Genomic DNA, 17,322 nt, shown 5'->3' on the forward strand with positions numbered 1-17,322 from the left:
GTATTAGCCCTCTCCGGGCGGCCAAGGCCTCCACCGAATACACGAATCACGAGAAGCGAAACCACCATCATGATGCGCAGCCATTATTGCGGCCAACTGAACGAGAGCCTGGACGGCCAGGAAGTCACCCTTTGCGGCTGGGTCCATCGTCGCCGCGACCACGGCGGGGTGATCTTCCTCGACATCCGTGACCGCGAAGGCATGGCCCAGGTCGTGTTCGACCCTGATCGCGCCGAAACCTTCGCCGCTGCCGACCGCGTGCGCAGCGAATACGTCGTGCAGATCACCGGCAAGGTCCGCAAGCGCCCTGAAGGTGCGGTGAATGCCAACATGGCTTCCGGCGCCATCGAGATCCTCGGCTACCAGCTGAACGTGCTCAACGAAGCGGAAACCCCGCCGTTCCCGCTGAACGAATACTCCGACGTCGGCGAGGAAACCCGCCTGCGCTACCGTTTCATCGACCTGCGTCGCCCGGAAATGGCCGACAAGCTGCGCCTGCGTTCGCGCATCACCAGCAGCATCCGTCGCTTCCTCGACGAGAACGGCTTCCTCGACGTCGAGACGCCGATCCTGACCCGTGCCACCCCGGAAGGCGCGCGTGACTACCTGGTGCCTAGCCGTACCCACGCCGGTAGCTTCTTCGCCCTGCCGCAGTCGCCGCAGTTGTTCAAGCAGCTGTTGATGGTCGCCGGCTTCGACCGCTACTACCAGATCGCCAAGTGCTTCCGTGACGAAGACCTGCGTGCCGACCGCCAGCCGGAATTCACCCAGATCGACATCGAGACCAGCTTCCTCGATGAAAGCGAGATCATGGGCCTGACCGAAAGCATGATCCGCAAGCTGTTCAAGGAAGTGCTGGACCTGGAATTCGGCGAATTCCCGCACATGACCTTCGAAGAGGCCATGCGCCGCTACGGCTCCGACAAGCCGGACCTGCGTATTCCGCTGGAACTGGTCGACGTTGCCGACCAGCTCAAGGACGTCGACTTCAAGGTGTTCGCCGGGCCGGCCAACGATCCGAAGTGCCGCGTTACCGCCCTGCGCCTGCCAGGCGGCGCCAGCATGCCGCGCAGCAAGATCGACGAGTACACCAAGTTCGTCGGCATCTACGGAGCCAAGGGCCTGGCCTACATCAAGGTCAACGAGCGCGCCAAGGGCGTCGAAGGCCTGCAGTCGCCGATCGTCAAGAACATCCCCGAGGCCAACCTCAACACCATCCTCGACCGCGTTGGCGCCGTTGACGGCGACATCGTGTTCTTCGGTGCCGACAAGTTCAAGGTGGTCAGCGAAGCCCTGGGCGCGCTGCGTATCCGCCTGGGCCACGACTTCGAGCTGCTGACCTGCGAGTGGGCACCGATGTGGGTGGTCGACTTCCCGATGTTCGAAGAGAACGAAGACGGCAGCTTCACCGCGCTGCACCACCCGTTCACCGCGCCGAAGTGCACCCCGGAAGAGCTCGAGGCCAACCCGTCCGTGGCCCTGTCCCGTGCCTACGACATGGTCCTGAACGGTACCGAGCTGGGTGGTGGTTCGATCCGTATCCACCGTAAAGAGATGCAGCAGGCCGTGTTCCGCCTGCTGGGCATCGAGGCGGCAGAACAGGAAGAGAAGTTCGGCTTCCTGCTCGACGCCCTGAAGTTCGGTGCACCGCCTCACGGTGGCCTGGCCTTCGGCCTGGACCGCCTGGTCATGCTGATGACCGGCGCCCAGTCGATCCGTGAAGTGATCGCCTTCCCGAAAACCCAGAGCGCCGCGTGCGTCATGACCCAGGCCCCTGGCATGGTCGACGCCAAGGCCCTGCGCGAGCTGCACATCCGACTGCGCGAACAGACCAAGGTCGAGTAAGCAGTCCCCGGGCGCATCCACATGGATGCGCCTTTGCGTTTCGGCGCAGGCAATTTCCCGTCCCGCCCCGTACAGGGGCGGGGCTGTTTGTGATTCAAAGGATTCGGAGTCGTTATGGCTGGTCATTCCAAGTGGGCGAACATCAAGCACCGCAAAGAGCGCCAGGATGCCAAGAGAGGCAAGATCTTCACCAAGTGGATCCGCGAACTGACGGTCGCTGCCAAGCAGGGTGGTGCTGACCCGGCATCCAACCCGCGCCTGCGTTTGGCGCTGGACAAGGCCCTGGGCGCCAACATGAGCCGCGACATCATCGATCGTGCCGTGGCCCGTGGTGCCGGCACCAACGAAAGCGACAACGTCGAAGAGCTCAGCTACGAAGGTTACGGCCCGGGTGGCGTGGCGATCATGGTCGAGGCCATGACCGACAACCGCAACCGTACCGCCGCTGCCGTGCGTCATGCCTTCACCAAGTGTGGTGGCAACCTGGGCACCGACGGTTCGGTGGCCTACCTGTTCGAGCGCAAGGGGCAGATCAGCTTTGCCCCGGGCGTGGAAGAAGACGCGCTGATGGAAGCGGCGATGGAAGCCGATGCCGATGACGTGGTGGCCAACGACGACGGCTCGTTCGACGTGTTCACTTCGTTCAACAGCTTCTACGCCGTGCGCAATGCCCTGGAAGAGGCGGGCTTCAAGGCCGCTGACGCGGAAATCGTCATGCAGCCGACCACCAGCGCCGAACTCGACCAGGACGGTGCCGAGAAAGTACTCAAGCTGATCGACATGCTCGAAGACCTGGATGACGTGCAGAACGTCTACTCCAATGCCCAGATTTCCGATGAGATCATGGAAAACCTCGGCTAAGGTGTCCTGAGCATTCGGGCCAGGCAGGTAGCTTTATTGGGGCTGCTGTGCAGCCCATCGCCGGCAAGCCAGCTCCCACAGGTACAGTGCAGTCCTCAAGTTTTGCGCTGCACCTGTGGTCACTGGTAAGGCTGCAATTGGGGCTGCTGTGCAGCCCATCGCCGGCAAGCCAGCTCCCACAGGTACAGTGCCACCCTCAAGCCTTGCACTGTACCTGTGGGAGCTGGCTTGCCGGCGATGGGCCGCGCAGCGGCCCCAATGGTGTTAAAACATGAGCTTTGTACGACGGGCACTATGACTCTGATTCTTGGTATCGACCCCGGCTCGCGCATCACCGGCTATGGCGTGGTACGCCAGACCGCGCGTGGTTGCGAGTACGTGGCGTCGGGCTGCATCCGCACCGGCAGCGGCGAGCTGCACGAGCGGTTGCAGATCGTTTTTCGTGGCGTGGGTGAAATCATCGCCCAGCACGGCCCGGTAACCATGGGCATCGAACGGGTGTTCATGGCCCGTAACGCCGACTCGGCGCTCAAGCTCGGCCAGGCCCGTGGCGCAGCCATCGTCGCCGCCGCCGAAGCCGGCCTGGAAATCGCCGAATACAGCGCCACCCAGGTCAAGCAGGCGGTAGCCGGTACCGGTGGGGCCAACAAGGAGCAGGTGATGATGATGGTCATGCACCTGCTGAAACTGACGCAAAAGCCGCAGATCGACGCCTCCGACGCCCTGGCCATCGCCCTGTGCCATGCCCATACCCGCTCCAGCCTGGTGCCGCATGGCCTGGCCACGGCAAGGCGACGCGGCGGGCGCTTGCGTCTGTAGGCGCTTCATGCGCTGATACACATTTTGTTCGGGTGATGCGTTCACCCGCTGCATTTGCTGATAGGGTTGAGCGGTCTTTGACCGGCTCCCCGAGAGGAAGGATCGGAACGTGATTGGACGTTTGCGCGGCACCCTGGCGGAAAAACAGCCGCCGCACCTGATTATCGACGTCAACGGCGTAGGTTACGAACTGGAAGTTCCAATGACCACGCTGTACCGTCTGCCCAAGGTGGGCGAACCCGTAACCGTGCACACCCACCTGGTGGTGCGCGAGGATGCGCACTTGCTCTACGGTTTTGCCGAAAAGCGCGAGCGCGAGCTGTTCCGCGAACTTATCCGCCTGAATGGCGTAGGGCCGAAGCTGGCCCTGGCGCTGATGTCCGGGCTGGAAGTGGACGAGCTGGTGCGCTGCGTGCAGGCTCAGGACACCTCGGCCCTGGTGCGCGTGCCCGGTGTTGGCAAGAAAACCGCCGAACGCCTGCTGGTCGAGCTCAAGGACCGCTTCAAGGCTTGGGAAACGTCACCGGCCATGTTCGCCCTGGTCTCCGACGGGCCGCTGCCGGTCGCCAGCGCATCCACGGCCGAAGCCGATGCCGTCAGCGCCCTGGTTTCGCTGGGCTACAAGCCGCAGGAAGCCAGCAAGGCGATCGCCGCGATCAAGGACAAGGCCGGCCTGAGCAGTGAGGAGCTGATCCGCCGCAGCCTGAAAGGGATGATTACCAAGTGATCGAAGCCGACCGCCTGATCGCCGCCAGTGGCCGCGACCGTGAAGAAGTCCAGGACCGTGCGATCCGCCCGCTGCGGCTGGACGAGTACATCGGCCAGCCGGTGGTGCGCGAGCAGATGGCGCTGTTCATCCAGGCCGCCCGTGGCCGCAGCGAGTCGCTCGATCATACGCTGATCTTCGGCCCGCCCGGCCTGGGCAAGACCACCCTGGCCAACATCATCGCCCAGGAAATGGGCGTGTCGGTCAAGAGCACCTCGGGGCCCATCCTCGAGCGCCCGGGCGACCTCGCGGCCATGCTGACCAACCTCGAACCGCACGATGTGCTGTTCATCGACGAGATCCACCGGTTGTCACCGGTCGTCGAAGAGGTGCTGTACCCGGCGATGGAGGACTTCCAGCTCGACATCATGATCGGCGAAGGGCCTGCGGCCCGCTCGATCAAGCTCGACCTGCCGCCGTTCACCCTGGTCGGTGCCACCACCCGTGCCGGCATGCTCACCAACCCGCTGCGCGACCGTTTCGGTATCGTCCAGCGCCTGGAGTTCTACAGCGACAAGGACCTGGCCACCATCGTCAGCCGTTCCGCCGGCATCCTCGGCCTGGCCATCGAAGACCAGGGTGCCTACGAGATCGCCCGCCGCGCCCGTGGCACGCCACGTATCGCCAACCGCCTGCTGCGCCGCGTGCGCGACTACGCCGAAGTGCGCGGCAAGGGCCAGATCACCAAGGCCGTGGCCGACATGGCGCTCAACCTGCTGGATGTCGACGAGCGCGGTTTCGACCACTCCGACCGCCGCCTGCTGCTGACCATGATCGAGAAGTTCGACGGTGGCCCGGTCGGCGTGGACAACCTGGCCGCGGCTATCAGTGAAGAGCGTCACACCATCGAGGACGTGCTCGAGCCGTACCTGATCCAGCAAGGCTACATCATGCGCACGCCGCGCGGCCGCGTGGTCACCCGGCATGCCTACCTGCACTTTGGCTTGAACGTGCCCGGGCGCCTGGGGGAGGGTGGGGATTTTTCCGAAACGGGCGATGAGTGACAGATCGAAAACGGCTTTTCGTGGTCCTACCGCTGGCATGCCGAGGGTGCGCTGGCAATAAGACATTAATGAAGAAAAAACAGTTGCCACAGCGGATTGGCAAGCTGAGGAGTAAGCACTAGAGTATGCGCGCGCAAAATGGCCTGGAACCGTTCGCACACCGTTGTCGCGTCTATTACGAAGATACCGATGCCGGTGGCGTGGTGTATTACGTCAATTACCTGAAATTCATGGAGCGCGCGCGTACCGAGCGGCTGCGGCACCTGGGCTTTTCCCAGGCGCAGCTGGCCGAAGACAACCTGCTGTTCGTGGTCCACTCCAGCGAAGCGCGCTATCACGCGCCGGCGCGGCTGGACGACGAGCTGCGGGTCACCGCGCAAGTACTTGAACTCAATCGCGCCAGCCTGCGCTTCGTGCAGCAGGTCTGGCGGGAAAAGGATGAAACGCTGCTCTGCGAAGGGCAGTTCCTGGTGGCCGCCGTGCGCGCCGACACTTTCAAACCCCGAGCCATACCCCCGGAGCTGCGTGACGCCTTTGCGGCGGACGGCTCGGGTACTCAATCGAATGCAGGAGAATAAGCGTGGAAGCTAACGTCGTCGACCATACCTCCATGTGGAGTCTGGTCAGCAATGCCAGTGTGCTGGTACAGCTGGTAATGCTGACCCTGGTGGCCGCCTCGGTCACCTCTTGGGTCATGATCTTCCAGCGCAGCACCATGCTGCGCGCCGGTCGTCGTGCGCTGGATGCCTTCGAGGAGCGCTTCTGGTCGGGCATCGACCTGTCCAAGCTGTACCGCCAGGCAGGCAGCAACCCAGACCCGGATTCCGGTGTCGAGCAGGTCTTCCGTGCCGGCTTCAAGGAATTCTCGCGCCTGCGCCAGCAGCCGGGCGTTGACCCGGACGCGGTCATGGAGGGTGTTGCCCGTGCCATGCGCGTAGCCATCTCGCGCGAGGAAGAAAAACTCGAGCAGAGCCTGCCGTTCCTGGCCACCGTCGGTTCGACCAGCCCGTACATCGGCCTGTTCGGTACCGTATGGGGCATCATGAACTCCTTCCGCGGCCTGGCCAGCGCCCAGCAGGCCACCCTGGCCACGGTTGCCCCGGGTATCGCCGAAGCGCTGATCGCCACCGCCATCGGCTTGTTCGCGGCAATCCCGGCGGTCATCGCCTACAACCGCTTCTCGGCCCGCAGCGAAGTGCTGATCGGCCGTTACTACACCTTCGCCGACGAGTTCCAGGCGATCCTGCACCGCAAAGTGCACACCAGCGAAGAGTAATCAGGTAGAAGCCCATGGCCCGAGTTCGCCACAAACGCAAGCCCGTCGCCGAGATGAACGTGGTGCCCTACATCGACGTGATGCTGGTACTGCTGGTCATCTTCATGGTGACGGCGCCCATGCTCAACCAGGGCGTGAAGGTAGACCTGCCCAAGGTTTCCAGTGAAGCCTTGCCGCAGGACAACAACGTCCAGATCCTCACCATCTCCATCAAGGCCGACAAGACCTACTACTGGAACCTCGGCAGCGAAGTCGATACCGACAAGCAGATGGACAAGGCCATGACCTTGCCTGCCATGACCGACGCGGTGACCAAGATCATTGCCGCCGGCCGTGACCAGGGCAAGCAGACCCAGGTGTTCATTCGTGGCGACAAGGCTGTCGACTATGGCGCGGTCATGGGTGCCATGGGCGGGTTGCAGAAGGCCGGTGTCGGTAACGTTGGCCTGATTACCGAGGCGCCCTGATGCAACAGCGAGAGCCATCCGCCTCGGAAAGCTACTTCTGGCCCAGTATCTGGGCCATCGGCCTGCATGTGCTGGTGTTCGCCCTGCTGTTCGTCAGTTTTGCCATGACGCCTGAGCTGCCGCCATCCAAGCCGATCGTCCAGGCTACCCTGTACCAGCTCAAGTCCAAGAGCCAGGCGACTACCCAGACCAATCAGAAGATTGCCGGGGAAGCGAAGAAAACCGCTTCGCGCCAGACCGAGGTCGAGCAGCTGGAACAGAAGAAGGTCGAGCAGGAGGCCGTGAAGGCCGCGGAACAAAAGAAAGCCGACGCCGCTCAAAAGGCCGAAGAGGCTCGCGAGGCCGCCGAAGCCAAAAAAGCCGAGGCAGCTGCCGAAGCCGCCGAGGCCAAGAAAGCCGCCGAAGCCAAGAAGGCCGAAGAGGCGAAGAAGGCTGCCGAGAAGCAGCAGGCCGACATCGCCAAGAAGAAGGCCGAGGAAGAAAAGAAAAAAGCCGAAGAAGAGGCCAAGAAAGAGGCTGCTGAAGAGGCGAAGAAACAAGCCGCCGAGGACGCCAAGAAAAAGGCGGCCGAAGAGGCCAAGAAGAAAGCAGCCGAGGACGCCAAGAAGAAAGCGGTAGCCGAGGAAGCGAAGAAGAAGGCAGCTGAAGAGGCCAAGAAAAAGGCCGCTGCAGATGCCCAGAAGAAAAAGGCACAGGAAGCGGCCCGCAAGGCGGCGGAAGACAAGAAAGCCCAGGCCCTGGCCGAGCTGTTGTCCGACACCACCGAACGGCAGCAGGCGCTGGCTGACGAGCAGGGTGACCAGGTGGCCGGCGACTTCGACGACCTGATCCGCATGCGCGCGGCCGAGGGCTGGGCACGTCCGCCTTCCGCGCGCAAGGGCATGACGGTGGTCCTGCAGATCAACATGTTGCCGGACGGTACCATCACCAGCGTCAGCGTGGCCCGGTCCAGTGGTGACGGCCCGTACGACAGCTCGGCGGTGGCAGCAGTGAAGAACATCGGTCGTTTGACCGAGATGCAGGGTATGAAGCCGAGCGATTTCAACCAATATCGTTCGTTCAAGATGACATTTACACCTGAGGATCTAGCGTTGTGATTAAACGTCTGAGAGGACTGCTGGTCATGCTGTGCTGCGTGGCAGGCATGGCCGTGGCAGAGGAAAAGAACATCCTGGTCACCAGCGGCAGCGACCGGGCCACGCCCATCGCGGTAGTGCCGTTCGGTCTGCAGGGCGGCAGCGTGCTGCCGGAAGACATGGCCGACATCATCGGCAACGACCTGCGCAACTCCGGCTACTACTCGCCGATTCCGCGGCAGAACATGATCAGCCAGCCGTCGCAGGCCAGCGAAGTGATCTTCCGTGACTGGAAAGCGCTGGGCGCGCAGTACGTGATGGTCGGCAGCATCGTGCCGTCGGGCGGTCGCCTGCAGGTGCAGTACGCGCTGTTCAACGTCGCCACCGAGCAGCAAGTGCTGACCGGTAGCGTGGCGGGCAGCGTCGACCAACTGCGCGACATGGCGCACTACATTGCCGACCAGTCGTTCGAGAAGCTCACCGGCATCAAGGGTGCGTTCTCCACCCGCATGCTGTACGTGACGGCCGAGCGCTTCTCCACCAACAACACCCGCTATACCCTGCAGCGTTCGGACTACGACGGTGCACGTGCGGTTACCCTGCTGCAATCGCGTGAACCGATCCTGTCGCCACGCTTTGCTCCGGATGGCAAGCGCATCGCCTACGTTTCGTTCGAGCAGAAGCGCCCGCGCATCTTCGTCCAGCACATCGATACCGGTCGCCGCGAGCAGGTCACCAACTTCGAAGGCCTGAACGGTGCGCCAGCCTGGTCGCCGGATGGCACGCGCCTGGCGTTCGTGCTGTCGAAGGACGGCAACCCGGACATCTACGTGATGAACGTGGCTTCGCGCCAGATCAGCCGTGTCACCGCCGGCCCGGGCATCAACACCGAGCCGTTCTGGGGCAAGGATGGCAACACCCTGTACTTCACCTCCGACCGTGGCGGCAAGCCGCAGATCTACAAGCAGTCGGTCGGTGGCGGTGGTGCCGAGCGTGTAACTTTCGTGGGTAACTACAACGCCAACCCGAAACTGTCGGCGGACGAAAAGACCCTGGTGATGATCCATCGCCAGCAGGGCTTCACCAACTTCAAAGTTGCGGCCCAGGATTTGCAACGCGGAAGTGTAAAGATTCTCTCGGAAACGAGTCTTGATGAGTCTCCCACTGTTGCGCCAAACGGCACCATGCTAATCTACGCCACCCGCCAGCAGGGCCGGGGAGTCTTGATGCTCGTGTCGCTTAATGGCCGCGTGAGGCTCCCACTTCCTACCGCTCAAGGCGAAGTCAGAGAACCGTCCTGGTCCCCTTACCTGAACTGATTGCGGCGTAATACTTTTGCTTAACACACTGGGGTTTCATTAGGAGTTTCACGATGGAAATGCTGAAGTTTGGTAAATTTGCTGCGCTGGCTCTGGCCATGGCCGTAGCTGTAGGTTGCTCCTCGAAGGGCGGTGACAACGCAGGCGAAGGCGCTGCTGTAGATCCGAACGCTGGCTACGGTGCCAACACTGGCGCTGTTGACGGCTCCCTGAGCGAAGAAGCTGCCCTGCGCGCAATCACCACCTTCTACTTCGAATACGACAGCTCGGACCTGAAGCCAGAAGCCATGCGCGCTCTGGACGTTCACGCCAAGGACCTGAAAGCCAACGGCAACCGCGTTGTCCTGGAAGGCAACACCGACGAGCGCGGCACCCGCGAGTACAACATGGCTCTGGGTGAGCGTCGTGCCAAGGCCGTTCAGCGCTACCTGGTTCTGCAGGGCGTTTCCCCTGCTCAGCTGGAACTGGTCTCCTACGGTGAAGAGCGTCCGGTTGCCACTGGCAACGACGAGCAGTCCTGGGCTCAGAACCGTCGCGTAGAACTGCGTAAGTAAGTTCTTATGCGTATGTGCCGCCGTGTAGTAACCGTCCTCGCACTCAGCCTGCCGCTCGCGGCCTGGGCTGAGGTCCCTGTAGTTGATGACAACGCAGGCAGCTATCCGCCTGCGGGTTATGGCACGAGCGGCGCCTATGCCGGGTCAGGGGCTTCGGCCCCTGCCTCTGCACAGGGCCAGCTGTTCATGCAGCTGCAACAGATGCAGGATCAGCTTTCCCGCCAGCAAGGCATCATCGAAGAGTTGCAGAACGATGTGTCGCGCATGAAGCAGGAAAACCTGGAGCGTTACCAGGACCTGGACCGTCGCATCAACAGTGGCGCCGCGCCTGCCGCGACCCCTGACAATTCCTCCGGTGGTGGTGCATCCAATGCCGCCCCCGATGCAGCAGCAGGTGCTGCTGCTCAACAACCGGCCGCCAGTAGCGAGCCCGGTGATCCGGCGAAAGAAAAGCTCTACTACGATGCCGCTTTCGACCTGATCAAGCAGAAAGACTTCGACAAGGCCAGCCAGGCGTTCAACGCCTTCCTGCGCAAGTACCCCAACAGCCAGTACGCCGGCAATGCCCAGTACTGGTTGGGTGAAGTGAACCTGGCCAAGGGCGACCTGCCGGCTGCCAGCCAGGCCTTCGCCCAGGTCAGCCAGAAGTATCCGAAGCACAGCAAGGTGCCGGATTCGCTGTACAAGCTGGCCGACGTCGAGCGCCGCATGGGCCACACCGACAAGGTCAAGGGTATTCTGCAGCAGGTCATCACCCAGTACCCCGGCACCTCGGCCGCGCAACTGGCCCAGCGTGACCTGCAGAAGCTCTAAGCAGTACCGCTTGAAAGAAACCCGCGCTTGTCGCGGGTTTTTTCGTTAGAATCACTGCCCTTTTTTCGTAAACACGCTGCTGCGGATAACGCTATGTCGAGTCCGCGACAGTGCCTGACGGAGGCGGGCAGCCTGTTTAGCTGTCACGCCCGTGGCGAGCATGCAAGACACATTACGCATCACCGAAGTCTTTTACTCCTTGCAGGGTGAAACGCGAACGGCTGGGTTGCCCACGGTATTCGTGCGCCTCACCGGTTGCCCCCTGCGCTGCCAGTACTGTGACAGTGCCTATGCCTTCAGTGGCGGTACCGTCCGCACCCTCGATTCGATCCTTGAGCAGGTCGCTGGCTTCAAGCCGCGCTACGTCTGCGTCACCGGTGGCGAGCCATTGGCCCAGCCCAACGCCTTGCCGCTGTTGCAGCGCCTGTGTGACGCCGGTTACGAGGTGTCGCTGGAAACCAGCGGCGCGCTGGATATTGCCGGCACCGACACCCGCGTCAGCCGCGTGGTCGACCTGAAGACCCCTGGCTCCGAAGAGTCGCACCGTAACCGCTACGAGAACATCGAGCAGCTGACCCGCAACGACCAGGTCAAGTTCGTCATCTGTTCCCGCGAGGACTACGACTGGGCGGTCTCCAAGCTGATCCAGTACAACCTGGCCGAGCGTGCCGGCGAGGTGCTGTTCTCGCCCAGCCACCACCAGGTGAACGCCAGCGAGCTGGCGGACTGGATCGTCGCCGACAACCTGCCCGTACGTTTCCAGCTGCAACTGCACAAGCTGCTGTGGAACGACGAACCCGGACGTTGATTGAGGAGCAAGCACACATGACCGACAAACGCGCAGTAATCCTGCTGTCCGGCGGCCTGGACTCGGCCACCGTGGTTGCCATGGCCAAGGCCGAAGGCTACAGCTGCTACACCATGAGTTTCGACTACGGCCAGCGCCACCGCGCCGAACTGAACGCCGCCGCCCGCGTTGCCCGCGACCTGGGCGTGGTCGAGCACAAGGTAATTGGCCTGAACCTGGACGGCATCGGCGGCTCGGCATTGACCGACAGCAGCATCGACGTGCCGGAAACCCCGGGTGAAGGCATCCCGGTCACCTACGTGCCGGCGCGCAACACCGTGTTCCTGTCCCTGGCCCTGGGCTGGGCAGAGGTGCTGGAAGCCCGTGACATCTTCATTGGTGTGAATGCCGTGGATTACTCCGGCTACCCCGATTGCCGCCCCGAGTTCGTCGAAGCCTTCGAGCGCATGGCCAACCTGGCGACCAAGGCTGGCGTCGAAGGGCAGGGCTTCCGCATCCAGGCGCCGCTGCAGAACATGAGCAAGGCGCAGATCGTGCAGGCCGGTATGGCTCGCGGCGTGGACTACAGCCTGACCGTTTCCTGCTACCAGGCCGACGATGACGGCCGTGCCTGCGGCAAATGCGACAGTTGCCGCCTGCGTGCCGACGGCTTCAAGGCCGCCGGAGTCGAAGATCCGACGCGGTATTTTTGAAAAAAAGTTTGATGGGGTGTTGATTTCCCGTTAGAAATCAGTATTATACGCGCCATCCAACGGGTCGTTAGCTCAGTTGGTAGAGCAGTTGGCTTTTAACCAATTGGTCGTAGGTTCGAATCCTACACGACCCACCATATGCAGTACGTCAAAGCCCGCTACCGGCAACGGTGGCGGGCTTTTTCGTTTTCGGCTGCTTGTACTGGCCTCATCGCCGGCAAGCCAGCTCCCACAGGGCTTGCGCATGACTCGAGGCTAATGCGGTCGAGGTGGGAGCTGGCTTGCCGGCGAAAGGGGCGCAAAGCGCCCCCATGCTTATTCAGCCCACTCTGGATCCCCGGTAAATACCACGGTCAGCCAACGGTCCGGCCCTTCACCACCCACGGCATCACCGATCTCGTTACGCCACGCATCCCATTCATCAATGGTTTTCGCGGCCATGGCCTTCGGCACGATGAAATACAGTTCGATCTCCCGCGAGCGCCCGACCTTGGCCACATAGGCGCGGTACGACTGCAGCCCATGGCGTGCGACGAAGGCCTTGGCGACTTCATCCACGTGCAGCTTGAGGTCGCCAGGGGTCACCAGGAAAATTTCCGAAAGGGCCTGGCGCACCACCGACATCGGTAACGGCACGATCACCAGGCAGACCAGCGCCAGCACCGCCGGGTCGATATACGGCGACACCCACTCCAGCGATGTGCCCTGCACCGCATAGCCAAAGCAGAAGGCGATCAGCAGCGCGGCGGTGATGCTGGCCGACATTACCCAGCCCTTGACGTCCATGCGCACGAAATCCGAGCCCAGCTTGCGGTTGGCGCGGGCCTCGACAATGGCGATGGTCACGCAGGCGATCACGGTCAGTACCGCGTAGACCATGGCGATGCCGAACTCCAGGTGACGCCCGCCTTGCAGCAGGCTGCTGACGGCGTTGATCAGTGCATAGATGGCCACGCCGCTGAGCAGGATGCCGTTGAGTGCCAGCACCATCGGCTCCAGATGCCAGAAGCCCATGGTGAAGCGCTCGCGCAACTTGCGTGACATCTGCACGCTGGTGGTGTGCGCGGTAATCAGCCTGACCACCACCAGCGACAGCCCGCTCATGCTGGCATCGACCAGCGAATAGACGCCGTCGAACACGATGGAGAACGAGCCGGAGGCCAGGCCGAAGGCGATGCCGATGATGGCAATGAACAGGGTGACGGCGATCGAGGTGCGTAACAGGCCCTGTTCGCTGGTGATGTCGAAGAAGGTGGGGCGGGTTGGGTTTTGCATAGGTTGTGCTCGATAAAATCAATAATGCTGTATTGCCTGTTGGGGCCTCTTCGCGGGCTCGCCCGCTCCCACAGGGTATGGCGCCACCCCGAAGGGCCGGGCATTTCCTGTGGGAGCGGGCATGCCCGCGAAGAAGGCGCACTGGCCCTGACAGGTTAGACGCGGAACTGCTCCATCAGCGCCTGCTGCTGGTTGGCCAGCCGGTTCAGGGCCTGGCTGATCCGCGCTGACTCATCGGCCTGGCCTGCCAGCGATTCGGTCACATCGCGAATGCCGGCCACATTACGGTTCACCTCTTCGGCTACGGCGCTCTGCTCTTCAGCCGCCGAGGCAATCTGCAGGTTCATGTCGCTGATCACCGCCACTGCCTCGCCAATACGTTGTAGCGCCGGCAGCGCCTGTTCCATCCGCGCGGCGCTATCCTGGGCCTGGCGCTGGCCTTCGTGCATGGCGCCCACCACATCCTGGGTGCCTTGCTGCAAGCCTTCGATGACCTGGCGAATTTCCTCCACCGACACCTGGGTGCGCTGGGCCAGGCCACGCACTTCATCGGCCACCACGGCAAAACCACGCCCGGCTTCGCCTGCGCGGGCAGCTTCGATGGCGGCGTTGAGCGCCAGCAGGTTGGTTTGCTCGGCAATGGTGCGGATCACTTCCAGCACCGAACCGATTTGCCCGCTGCGGCCTTCCAGCGCGCGTGCCTCGCCCATGGCGGTGTTCATGCCGGCGGCCAGGCGGTCGATGCCCTGGCGGGTGCTGTCGATCAGTTGCAGGCCCTCGCGGCTGGCTTGGTCGGCAGCGCGTGCGGCCTGGGCCGCCTGCGAAGCGTTATGGGCGACATCCAGAGCGGTGGCGCTCATTTCATTGGCGGCGGTGGCCACCTGTTCGATTTCGCGGTGCTGTTGCTGCATGCCGTTGCTGGTCTGGCTGGCGATGGCTGCCGACTGGTCGGCGGTGCCGCGGGCTTCCTGCAGTGAGCCTTTGACCTGGGCTATGACCGGCTGCAGTTTGTCGAGAAAGCGGTTGAACCAACCGGTAAGCTGGCCCAGTTCGTCCTGGCGGGCGTAGTCCAGGCGGCGAGTGAGGTCGCCTTCGCCGCTGGCGATGTCTTCCAGGCGCGCGGCCACGGCCAGGATTGGCCGGGTCACCCCGCGCGCGGTCAGCCACACCAGCAGCAAACCGACTACCGCAGCGCCCAGGCCAACCAGCAGGCTGGTGAGGTTGGCGCTGTGATTGTGCGCATCCAGGCGCTGGTTGAGGGCGACGGCAGGCGCCTGCAGCACGCTTTCCGGCAGTTCCAGCAATACCTGCCAAGGGGCGGCATCAGGGATTGGCGTGAACGGATGGGCAACACGCAGCAGGCCGTCGGCTACCGCCTTGTCCATGGGCTCGCCGAGCTTGCTGTCGTCGCGGCTGTTGCCGGCCAGCAGGCCGGCCGCGCTGGCGATACTGACCTGGCCCTGGCCATCGAACAGCTCCCGGCGGCCGTCAAGGCTCAGCTGTTGCAGGTTGGCCAGGCCGATGTCCAGGCCGACCACGCCGACCACCTTGCCGTGCTCCAGCAGCGGCAGGGCGATGCTGGTCATCAGTACCTGGCGGCCATTCACTTCGTCGAGGTATGGCTCGAGCATGCAGGTTCTGGCGGTGTCCTGCGGGCAGGTCAGCCAGCGGTTCTTCGCCACACCGTTGCTGCCGATGTTGGCGTCACCGAGCATCGATTCCGGCATGGCTTCAAGCTCCAGGGTGCCGGGGCGGGGTTGTGACCAGTACAGCGAGAAGCGCCCGCTCTCATTGCTGCCCATTGCATCCTGGCCGAGGTACTGGCTGTCCGGGTCCAGGGCGTTGGGCTGGAACACCAGGTACAGGCCGATCACATCCGGGTTGCCGGCCAGGCTGGCGCGGGCCTGGCGCGTCAGTTCGGCGCGCAGGTCGTTGCCGCCACGGGCCTTGAGCACCTGCACCAGGCGGGCAAAGCCATTGCCGTACTGGTAGGCGTCCATGAAATAGCGCTGGATGCGCAGGGCCTGGGTTTCGGCATGGGCCTGCAGGCGCAGGCGTGCGCTGCTGTCGAGCATTTCGGTGTTGGCCTGGTTGACCAATGCCGCGCTGCGCCGCGCCTGGGCCAGCGATGTGGTTACCAGCAGGGCGACAATGGCCAGCAGGCACAGGCCGGCGAGCAGGGTGATCTTCCACTGGATGGAGAGGCGACGCAGCGGCATGAGGGCTTTCCTTATCGATCAAATGCAACGCCCGCGATCAGGCGCGGGCGTTGTCGGCAGCATGGGTCATTCAGCGATGTAGTTGGGCGGGGAGTCCCTGAAGGCTTTGGTCAGCCAGGCCAGGTACAGCAGGCCGAGCAGTGCCCAGACGCCACCGAACAGCAGCGAGTGTGCGTTCAGGTCCAGCCACAGCGAGACGATGATGCAGAAGCCGATGGTGGGTGCCACCAGGTATGTCAGCTGGTTGGCCAGGCCCTGGCGCTTGCCTTCGCGCAGGTAGCAGTGGTTGATCACCGACAGGTTGACGAAGCTGAACGCGACCAGCGCACCGAAGTTGATGATCGAGGTGGCGGTGACCAGGTCGAAGAAGATCGCCGACAGCGAAATCAGCCCCACCACCGCGATGTTCAGCACCGGCGTCTTGTAGCGCGAGTGCAGGCGGGCGAACAGGCTGGCCGGGATCACGTTGTCGCGGCCCATCACGTACAGCAGGCGCGACACGCTGGTCTGCGAGGCCAGGCCCGAGGCGATGGTGTTGATCACGGTGCAGGCTATGAAGATCGACTGGAACAGCTTGCCGCCGACGTACAGGGCGATTTCCGGCAGTGCCGCTTCCTGGTCGTGGAAGCGGGACATGGTCGGGAAGTAGGCCTGGATGAAGTACGACACGGTGATGAACACCAGGCCGCCAATCAGGGCGGTGAGGAAGATCGCGCGAGGGATGGTCTTGCCCGGGTCGCGGGTTTCTTCGGACAGGCAGGTGACCGCGTCGAAGCCGAGGAACGAGAAGCACAGGATGGTCGCACCGGCGGCCAGGGCGCTGAGCTGGGTCTGGTCGTCGGCGAACGGCAGCAGGCTCCAGGCGGTACCCAGCCCTTCACCCTGGTCCAGGCCGCGCACGCACAGGTAGATGAACACGGCGATGATCGCCACCTGCACGGCCACGAACAGCAGGTTGAAGTGCGCCACCAGGTTCACGCTGCGCATGTTGATCAGGCTGATCAGGGTGACGAAGCCAGCCACCCACATCCACTCCGGTACTTCCGGGAACATGGCCGAAAGGTACAGCTTGGCCAGCAAGGCGTTGACCATTGGCAGCAGCAGGTAGTCCAGCAACGACGACCAGCCGACCAGGAAGCCGACGTGCGGGTTGATCGCACGTTGGGTGTAGGTGTAGGCCGAGCCCGATTGCGGGAAGCGCCTTACCAGGGTGCCGTAGCTCACTGCGGTGAACAGGATCCCGGCCAGTGCCAGGATGTAGGCGCTGGGTACGTGGCCGGCAGTAATCCCGGAAACGATACCGAAGGTGTCGAACACGGTCATCGGGGTCAGGTAGGCCAGACCGATGATGATCACGTGCCAGAGACGCAGGGTTTTACGGAGTTGGCCGTTGCCGGAAGCGCTGTGGTCAGGCTGCATGCTGGCATGGCTCCTGCGGCTGGGCGTAAACGGCGGGCACGGTGTACTGCGCATGCGGCAAGGGCGAGCGGGTGGGCTCCATGTTGTTCACCTTTATTGTTGGAGCAGC

17 protein-coding genes, 1 tRNA gene and 1 pseudogene are annotated in these 17,322 nt (G+C 63.1%); 15 read left to right on the forward strand and 4 right to left on the reverse strand.

The window, feature by feature from the left end; genetic code table 11:
• The first annotated feature begins 69 nt into the window (after positions 1-69).
• The 15 genes from aspS to CAG44_RS16685 all read left to right on the forward strand — a co-directional run bounded on the left by aspS (position 70) and on the right by CAG44_RS16685 (position 12,437).
• Positions 70-1,845, forward strand: coding sequence for an aspartate--tRNA ligase (gene aspS / locus CAG44_RS16615; RefSeq protein ID WP_085692555.1), 1,776 nt, complete (start codon positions 70-72; stop codon positions 1,843-1,845).
• Positions 1,846-1,959: 114 nt separating this feature from the next.
• Positions 1,960-2,706 (forward strand): YebC/PmpR family DNA-binding transcriptional regulator, encoded by a 747-nt coding sequence (locus tag CAG44_RS16620; RefSeq protein ID WP_013973810.1) that lies wholly within the window; start codon positions 1,960-1,962, stop codon positions 2,704-2,706.
• A 294-nt stretch (positions 2,707-3,000) separates the two neighbouring features.
• Positions 3,001-3,525: a crossover junction endodeoxyribonuclease RuvC gene (ruvC, locus tag CAG44_RS16625; RefSeq protein ID WP_004375291.1), complete on the forward strand. Its 525-nt coding sequence runs from the start codon at positions 3,001-3,003 to the stop codon at positions 3,523-3,525.
• Positions 3,526-3,634: 109 nt separating this feature from the next.
• The gene (gene ruvA / locus CAG44_RS16630; RefSeq protein WP_085692556.1) at positions 3,635-4,252 is read left to right on the forward strand and encodes a Holliday junction branch migration protein RuvA; all 618 of its coding nucleotides are present in this window, start codon (positions 3,635-3,637) and stop codon (positions 4,250-4,252) included.
• Complete coding sequence (gene ruvB, locus CAG44_RS16635) at positions 4,249-5,295, forward strand: Holliday junction branch migration DNA helicase RuvB (RefSeq protein ID WP_004375289.1); 1,047 nt, start codon at positions 4,249-4,251, stop codon at positions 5,293-5,295. Before ruvA ends, ruvB begins: the two co-directional genes overlap by 4 nt.
• Positions 5,296-5,420: 125 nt before the next feature.
• Positions 5,421-5,873: a tol-pal system-associated acyl-CoA thioesterase gene (gene ybgC / locus CAG44_RS16640; protein ID WP_015271472.1), complete on the forward strand. Its 453-nt coding sequence runs from the start codon at positions 5,421-5,423 to the stop codon at positions 5,871-5,873.
• A 2-nt stretch (positions 5,874-5,875) separates the two neighbouring features.
• On the forward strand, positions 5,876-6,571 hold the full coding sequence (tolQ, locus tag CAG44_RS16645; protein WP_015271471.1) for a protein TolQ: 696 nt from the start codon (positions 5,876-5,878) through the stop codon (positions 6,569-6,571).
• A gap of 14 nt (positions 6,572-6,585) precedes the next feature.
• Entirely contained in the window at positions 6,586-7,038 is a 453-nt protein-coding gene (gene tolR, locus CAG44_RS16650; protein WP_003254760.1) for a protein TolR, read from the forward strand.
• Positions 7,038-8,135, forward strand: a complete 1,098-nt coding sequence (gene tolA, locus CAG44_RS16655; protein ID WP_038408274.1) for a cell envelope integrity protein TolA — start codon at positions 7,038-7,040, stop codon at positions 8,133-8,135. The genes tolR and tolA overlap by 1 nt, the downstream gene beginning before the upstream one ends.
• A gap of 26 nt (positions 8,136-8,161) precedes the next feature.
• A complete protein-coding gene (gene tolB, locus CAG44_RS16660; protein ID WP_038408273.1) occupies positions 8,162-9,433 on the forward strand; it encodes a Tol-Pal system beta propeller repeat protein TolB in 1,272 nt (423 codons plus the stop codon).
• 53 nt (positions 9,434-9,486) lie between these two features.
• Entirely contained in the window at positions 9,487-9,987 is a 501-nt protein-coding gene (pal, locus tag CAG44_RS16665; protein ID WP_003254755.1) for a peptidoglycan-associated lipoprotein Pal, read from the forward strand.
• A 6-nt stretch (positions 9,988-9,993) separates the two neighbouring features.
• Positions 9,994-10,800: a tol-pal system protein YbgF gene (ybgF, locus tag CAG44_RS16670; RefSeq protein ID WP_004375252.1), complete on the forward strand. Its 807-nt coding sequence runs from the start codon at positions 9,994-9,996 to the stop codon at positions 10,798-10,800.
• Positions 10,801-10,960: 160 nt separating this feature from the next.
• Positions 10,961-11,608 (forward strand): 7-carboxy-7-deazaguanine synthase QueE, encoded by a 648-nt coding sequence (gene queE, locus CAG44_RS16675; protein WP_015271468.1) that lies wholly within the window; start codon positions 10,961-10,963, stop codon positions 11,606-11,608.
• Between the two features lie 17 nt (positions 11,609-11,625).
• The gene (queC, locus tag CAG44_RS16680) at positions 11,626-12,300 is read left to right on the forward strand and encodes a 7-cyano-7-deazaguanine synthase QueC (protein ID WP_013973801.1); all 675 of its coding nucleotides are present in this window, start codon (positions 11,626-11,628) and stop codon (positions 12,298-12,300) included.
• Between the two features lie 61 nt (positions 12,301-12,361).
• Positions 12,362-12,437, forward strand: a tRNA-Lys gene (locus CAG44_RS16685).
• A gap of 178 nt (positions 12,438-12,615) precedes the next feature.
• Here the strand turns inward: CAG44_RS16685 and CAG44_RS16690 are convergent.
• The 4 genes and pseudogenes from CAG44_RS16690 to CAG44_RS16700 form a co-directional block, all read right to left on the reverse strand.
• The gene (locus CAG44_RS16690; protein WP_075046059.1) at positions 12,616-13,575 is read right to left on the reverse strand and encodes a cation diffusion facilitator family transporter; all 960 of its coding nucleotides are present in this window, start codon (positions 13,573-13,575) and stop codon (positions 12,616-12,618) included.
• Between the two features lie 155 nt (positions 13,576-13,730).
• A complete protein-coding gene (locus CAG44_RS29335; protein WP_371858046.1) occupies positions 13,731-14,486 on the reverse strand; it encodes a methyl-accepting chemotaxis protein in 756 nt (251 codons plus the stop codon).
• A gap of 102 nt (positions 14,487-14,588) precedes the next feature.
• A pseudogene (locus CAG44_RS29340) lies at positions 14,589-15,794 on the reverse strand (HAMP domain-containing protein); the annotation flags it as partial.
• 66 nt (positions 15,795-15,860) lie between these two features.
• Positions 15,861-17,213 (reverse strand): APC family permease, encoded by a 1,353-nt coding sequence (locus tag CAG44_RS16700; RefSeq protein WP_075046057.1) that lies wholly within the window; start codon positions 17,211-17,213, stop codon positions 15,861-15,863.
• Positions 17,214-17,322: the final 109 nt, after the last annotated feature.

The organism is Pseudomonas sp. B13(2017) (assembly GCF_002113245.1).
GTDB classification, from domain to species: Bacteria; Pseudomonadota; Gammaproteobacteria; order Pseudomonadales; family Pseudomonadaceae; genus Aquipseudomonas; species Aquipseudomonas putida_Z.

Bases quoted from the DNA above. Each gene is read 5' to 3' on its own strand.
- aspS (WP_085692555.1), top strand. From the start codon at position 70: ATGATGCGCAGCCATTATTGCGGCCAACTGAACGAGAGCCTGGACGGC.
- CAG44_RS16620 (WP_013973810.1), top strand. From the start codon at position 1,960: ATGGCTGGTCATTCCAAGTGGGCGAACATCAAGCACCGCAAAGAGCGC.
- ruvC (WP_004375291.1), top strand. From the start codon at position 3,001: ATGACTCTGATTCTTGGTATCGACCCCGGCTCGCGCATCACCGGCTAT.
- ybgC (WP_015271472.1), top strand. From the start codon at position 5,421: ATGCGCGCGCAAAATGGCCTGGAACCGTTCGCACACCGTTGTCGCGTC.
- tolR (WP_003254760.1), top strand. From the start codon at position 6,586: ATGGCCCGAGTTCGCCACAAACGCAAGCCCGTCGCCGAGATGAACGTG.
- tolA (WP_038408274.1), top strand. From the start codon at position 7,038: ATGCAACAGCGAGAGCCATCCGCCTCGGAAAGCTACTTCTGGCCCAGT.
- tolB (WP_038408273.1), top strand. From the start codon at position 8,162: ATGCTGTGCTGCGTGGCAGGCATGGCCGTGGCAGAGGAAAAGAACATC.
- pal (WP_003254755.1), top strand. From the start codon at position 9,487: ATGGAAATGCTGAAGTTTGGTAAATTTGCTGCGCTGGCTCTGGCCATG.
- ybgF (WP_004375252.1), top strand. From the start codon at position 9,994: ATGCGTATGTGCCGCCGTGTAGTAACCGTCCTCGCACTCAGCCTGCCG.
- queE (WP_015271468.1), top strand. From the start codon at position 10,961: ATGCAAGACACATTACGCATCACCGAAGTCTTTTACTCCTTGCAGGGT.
- queC (WP_013973801.1), top strand. From the start codon at position 11,626: ATGACCGACAAACGCGCAGTAATCCTGCTGTCCGGCGGCCTGGACTCG.
- CAG44_RS16690 (WP_075046059.1), bottom strand. From the start codon at position 13,575: ATGCAAAACCCAACCCGCCCCACCTTCTTCGACATCACCAGCGAACAG.
- CAG44_RS29335 (WP_371858046.1), bottom strand. From the start codon at position 14,486: ATGCAGCAACAGCACCGCGAAATCGAACAGGTGGCCACCGCCGCCAAT.
- CAG44_RS16700 (WP_075046057.1), bottom strand. From the start codon at position 17,213: ATGCAGCCTGACCACAGCGCTTCCGGCAACGGCCAACTCCGTAAAACC.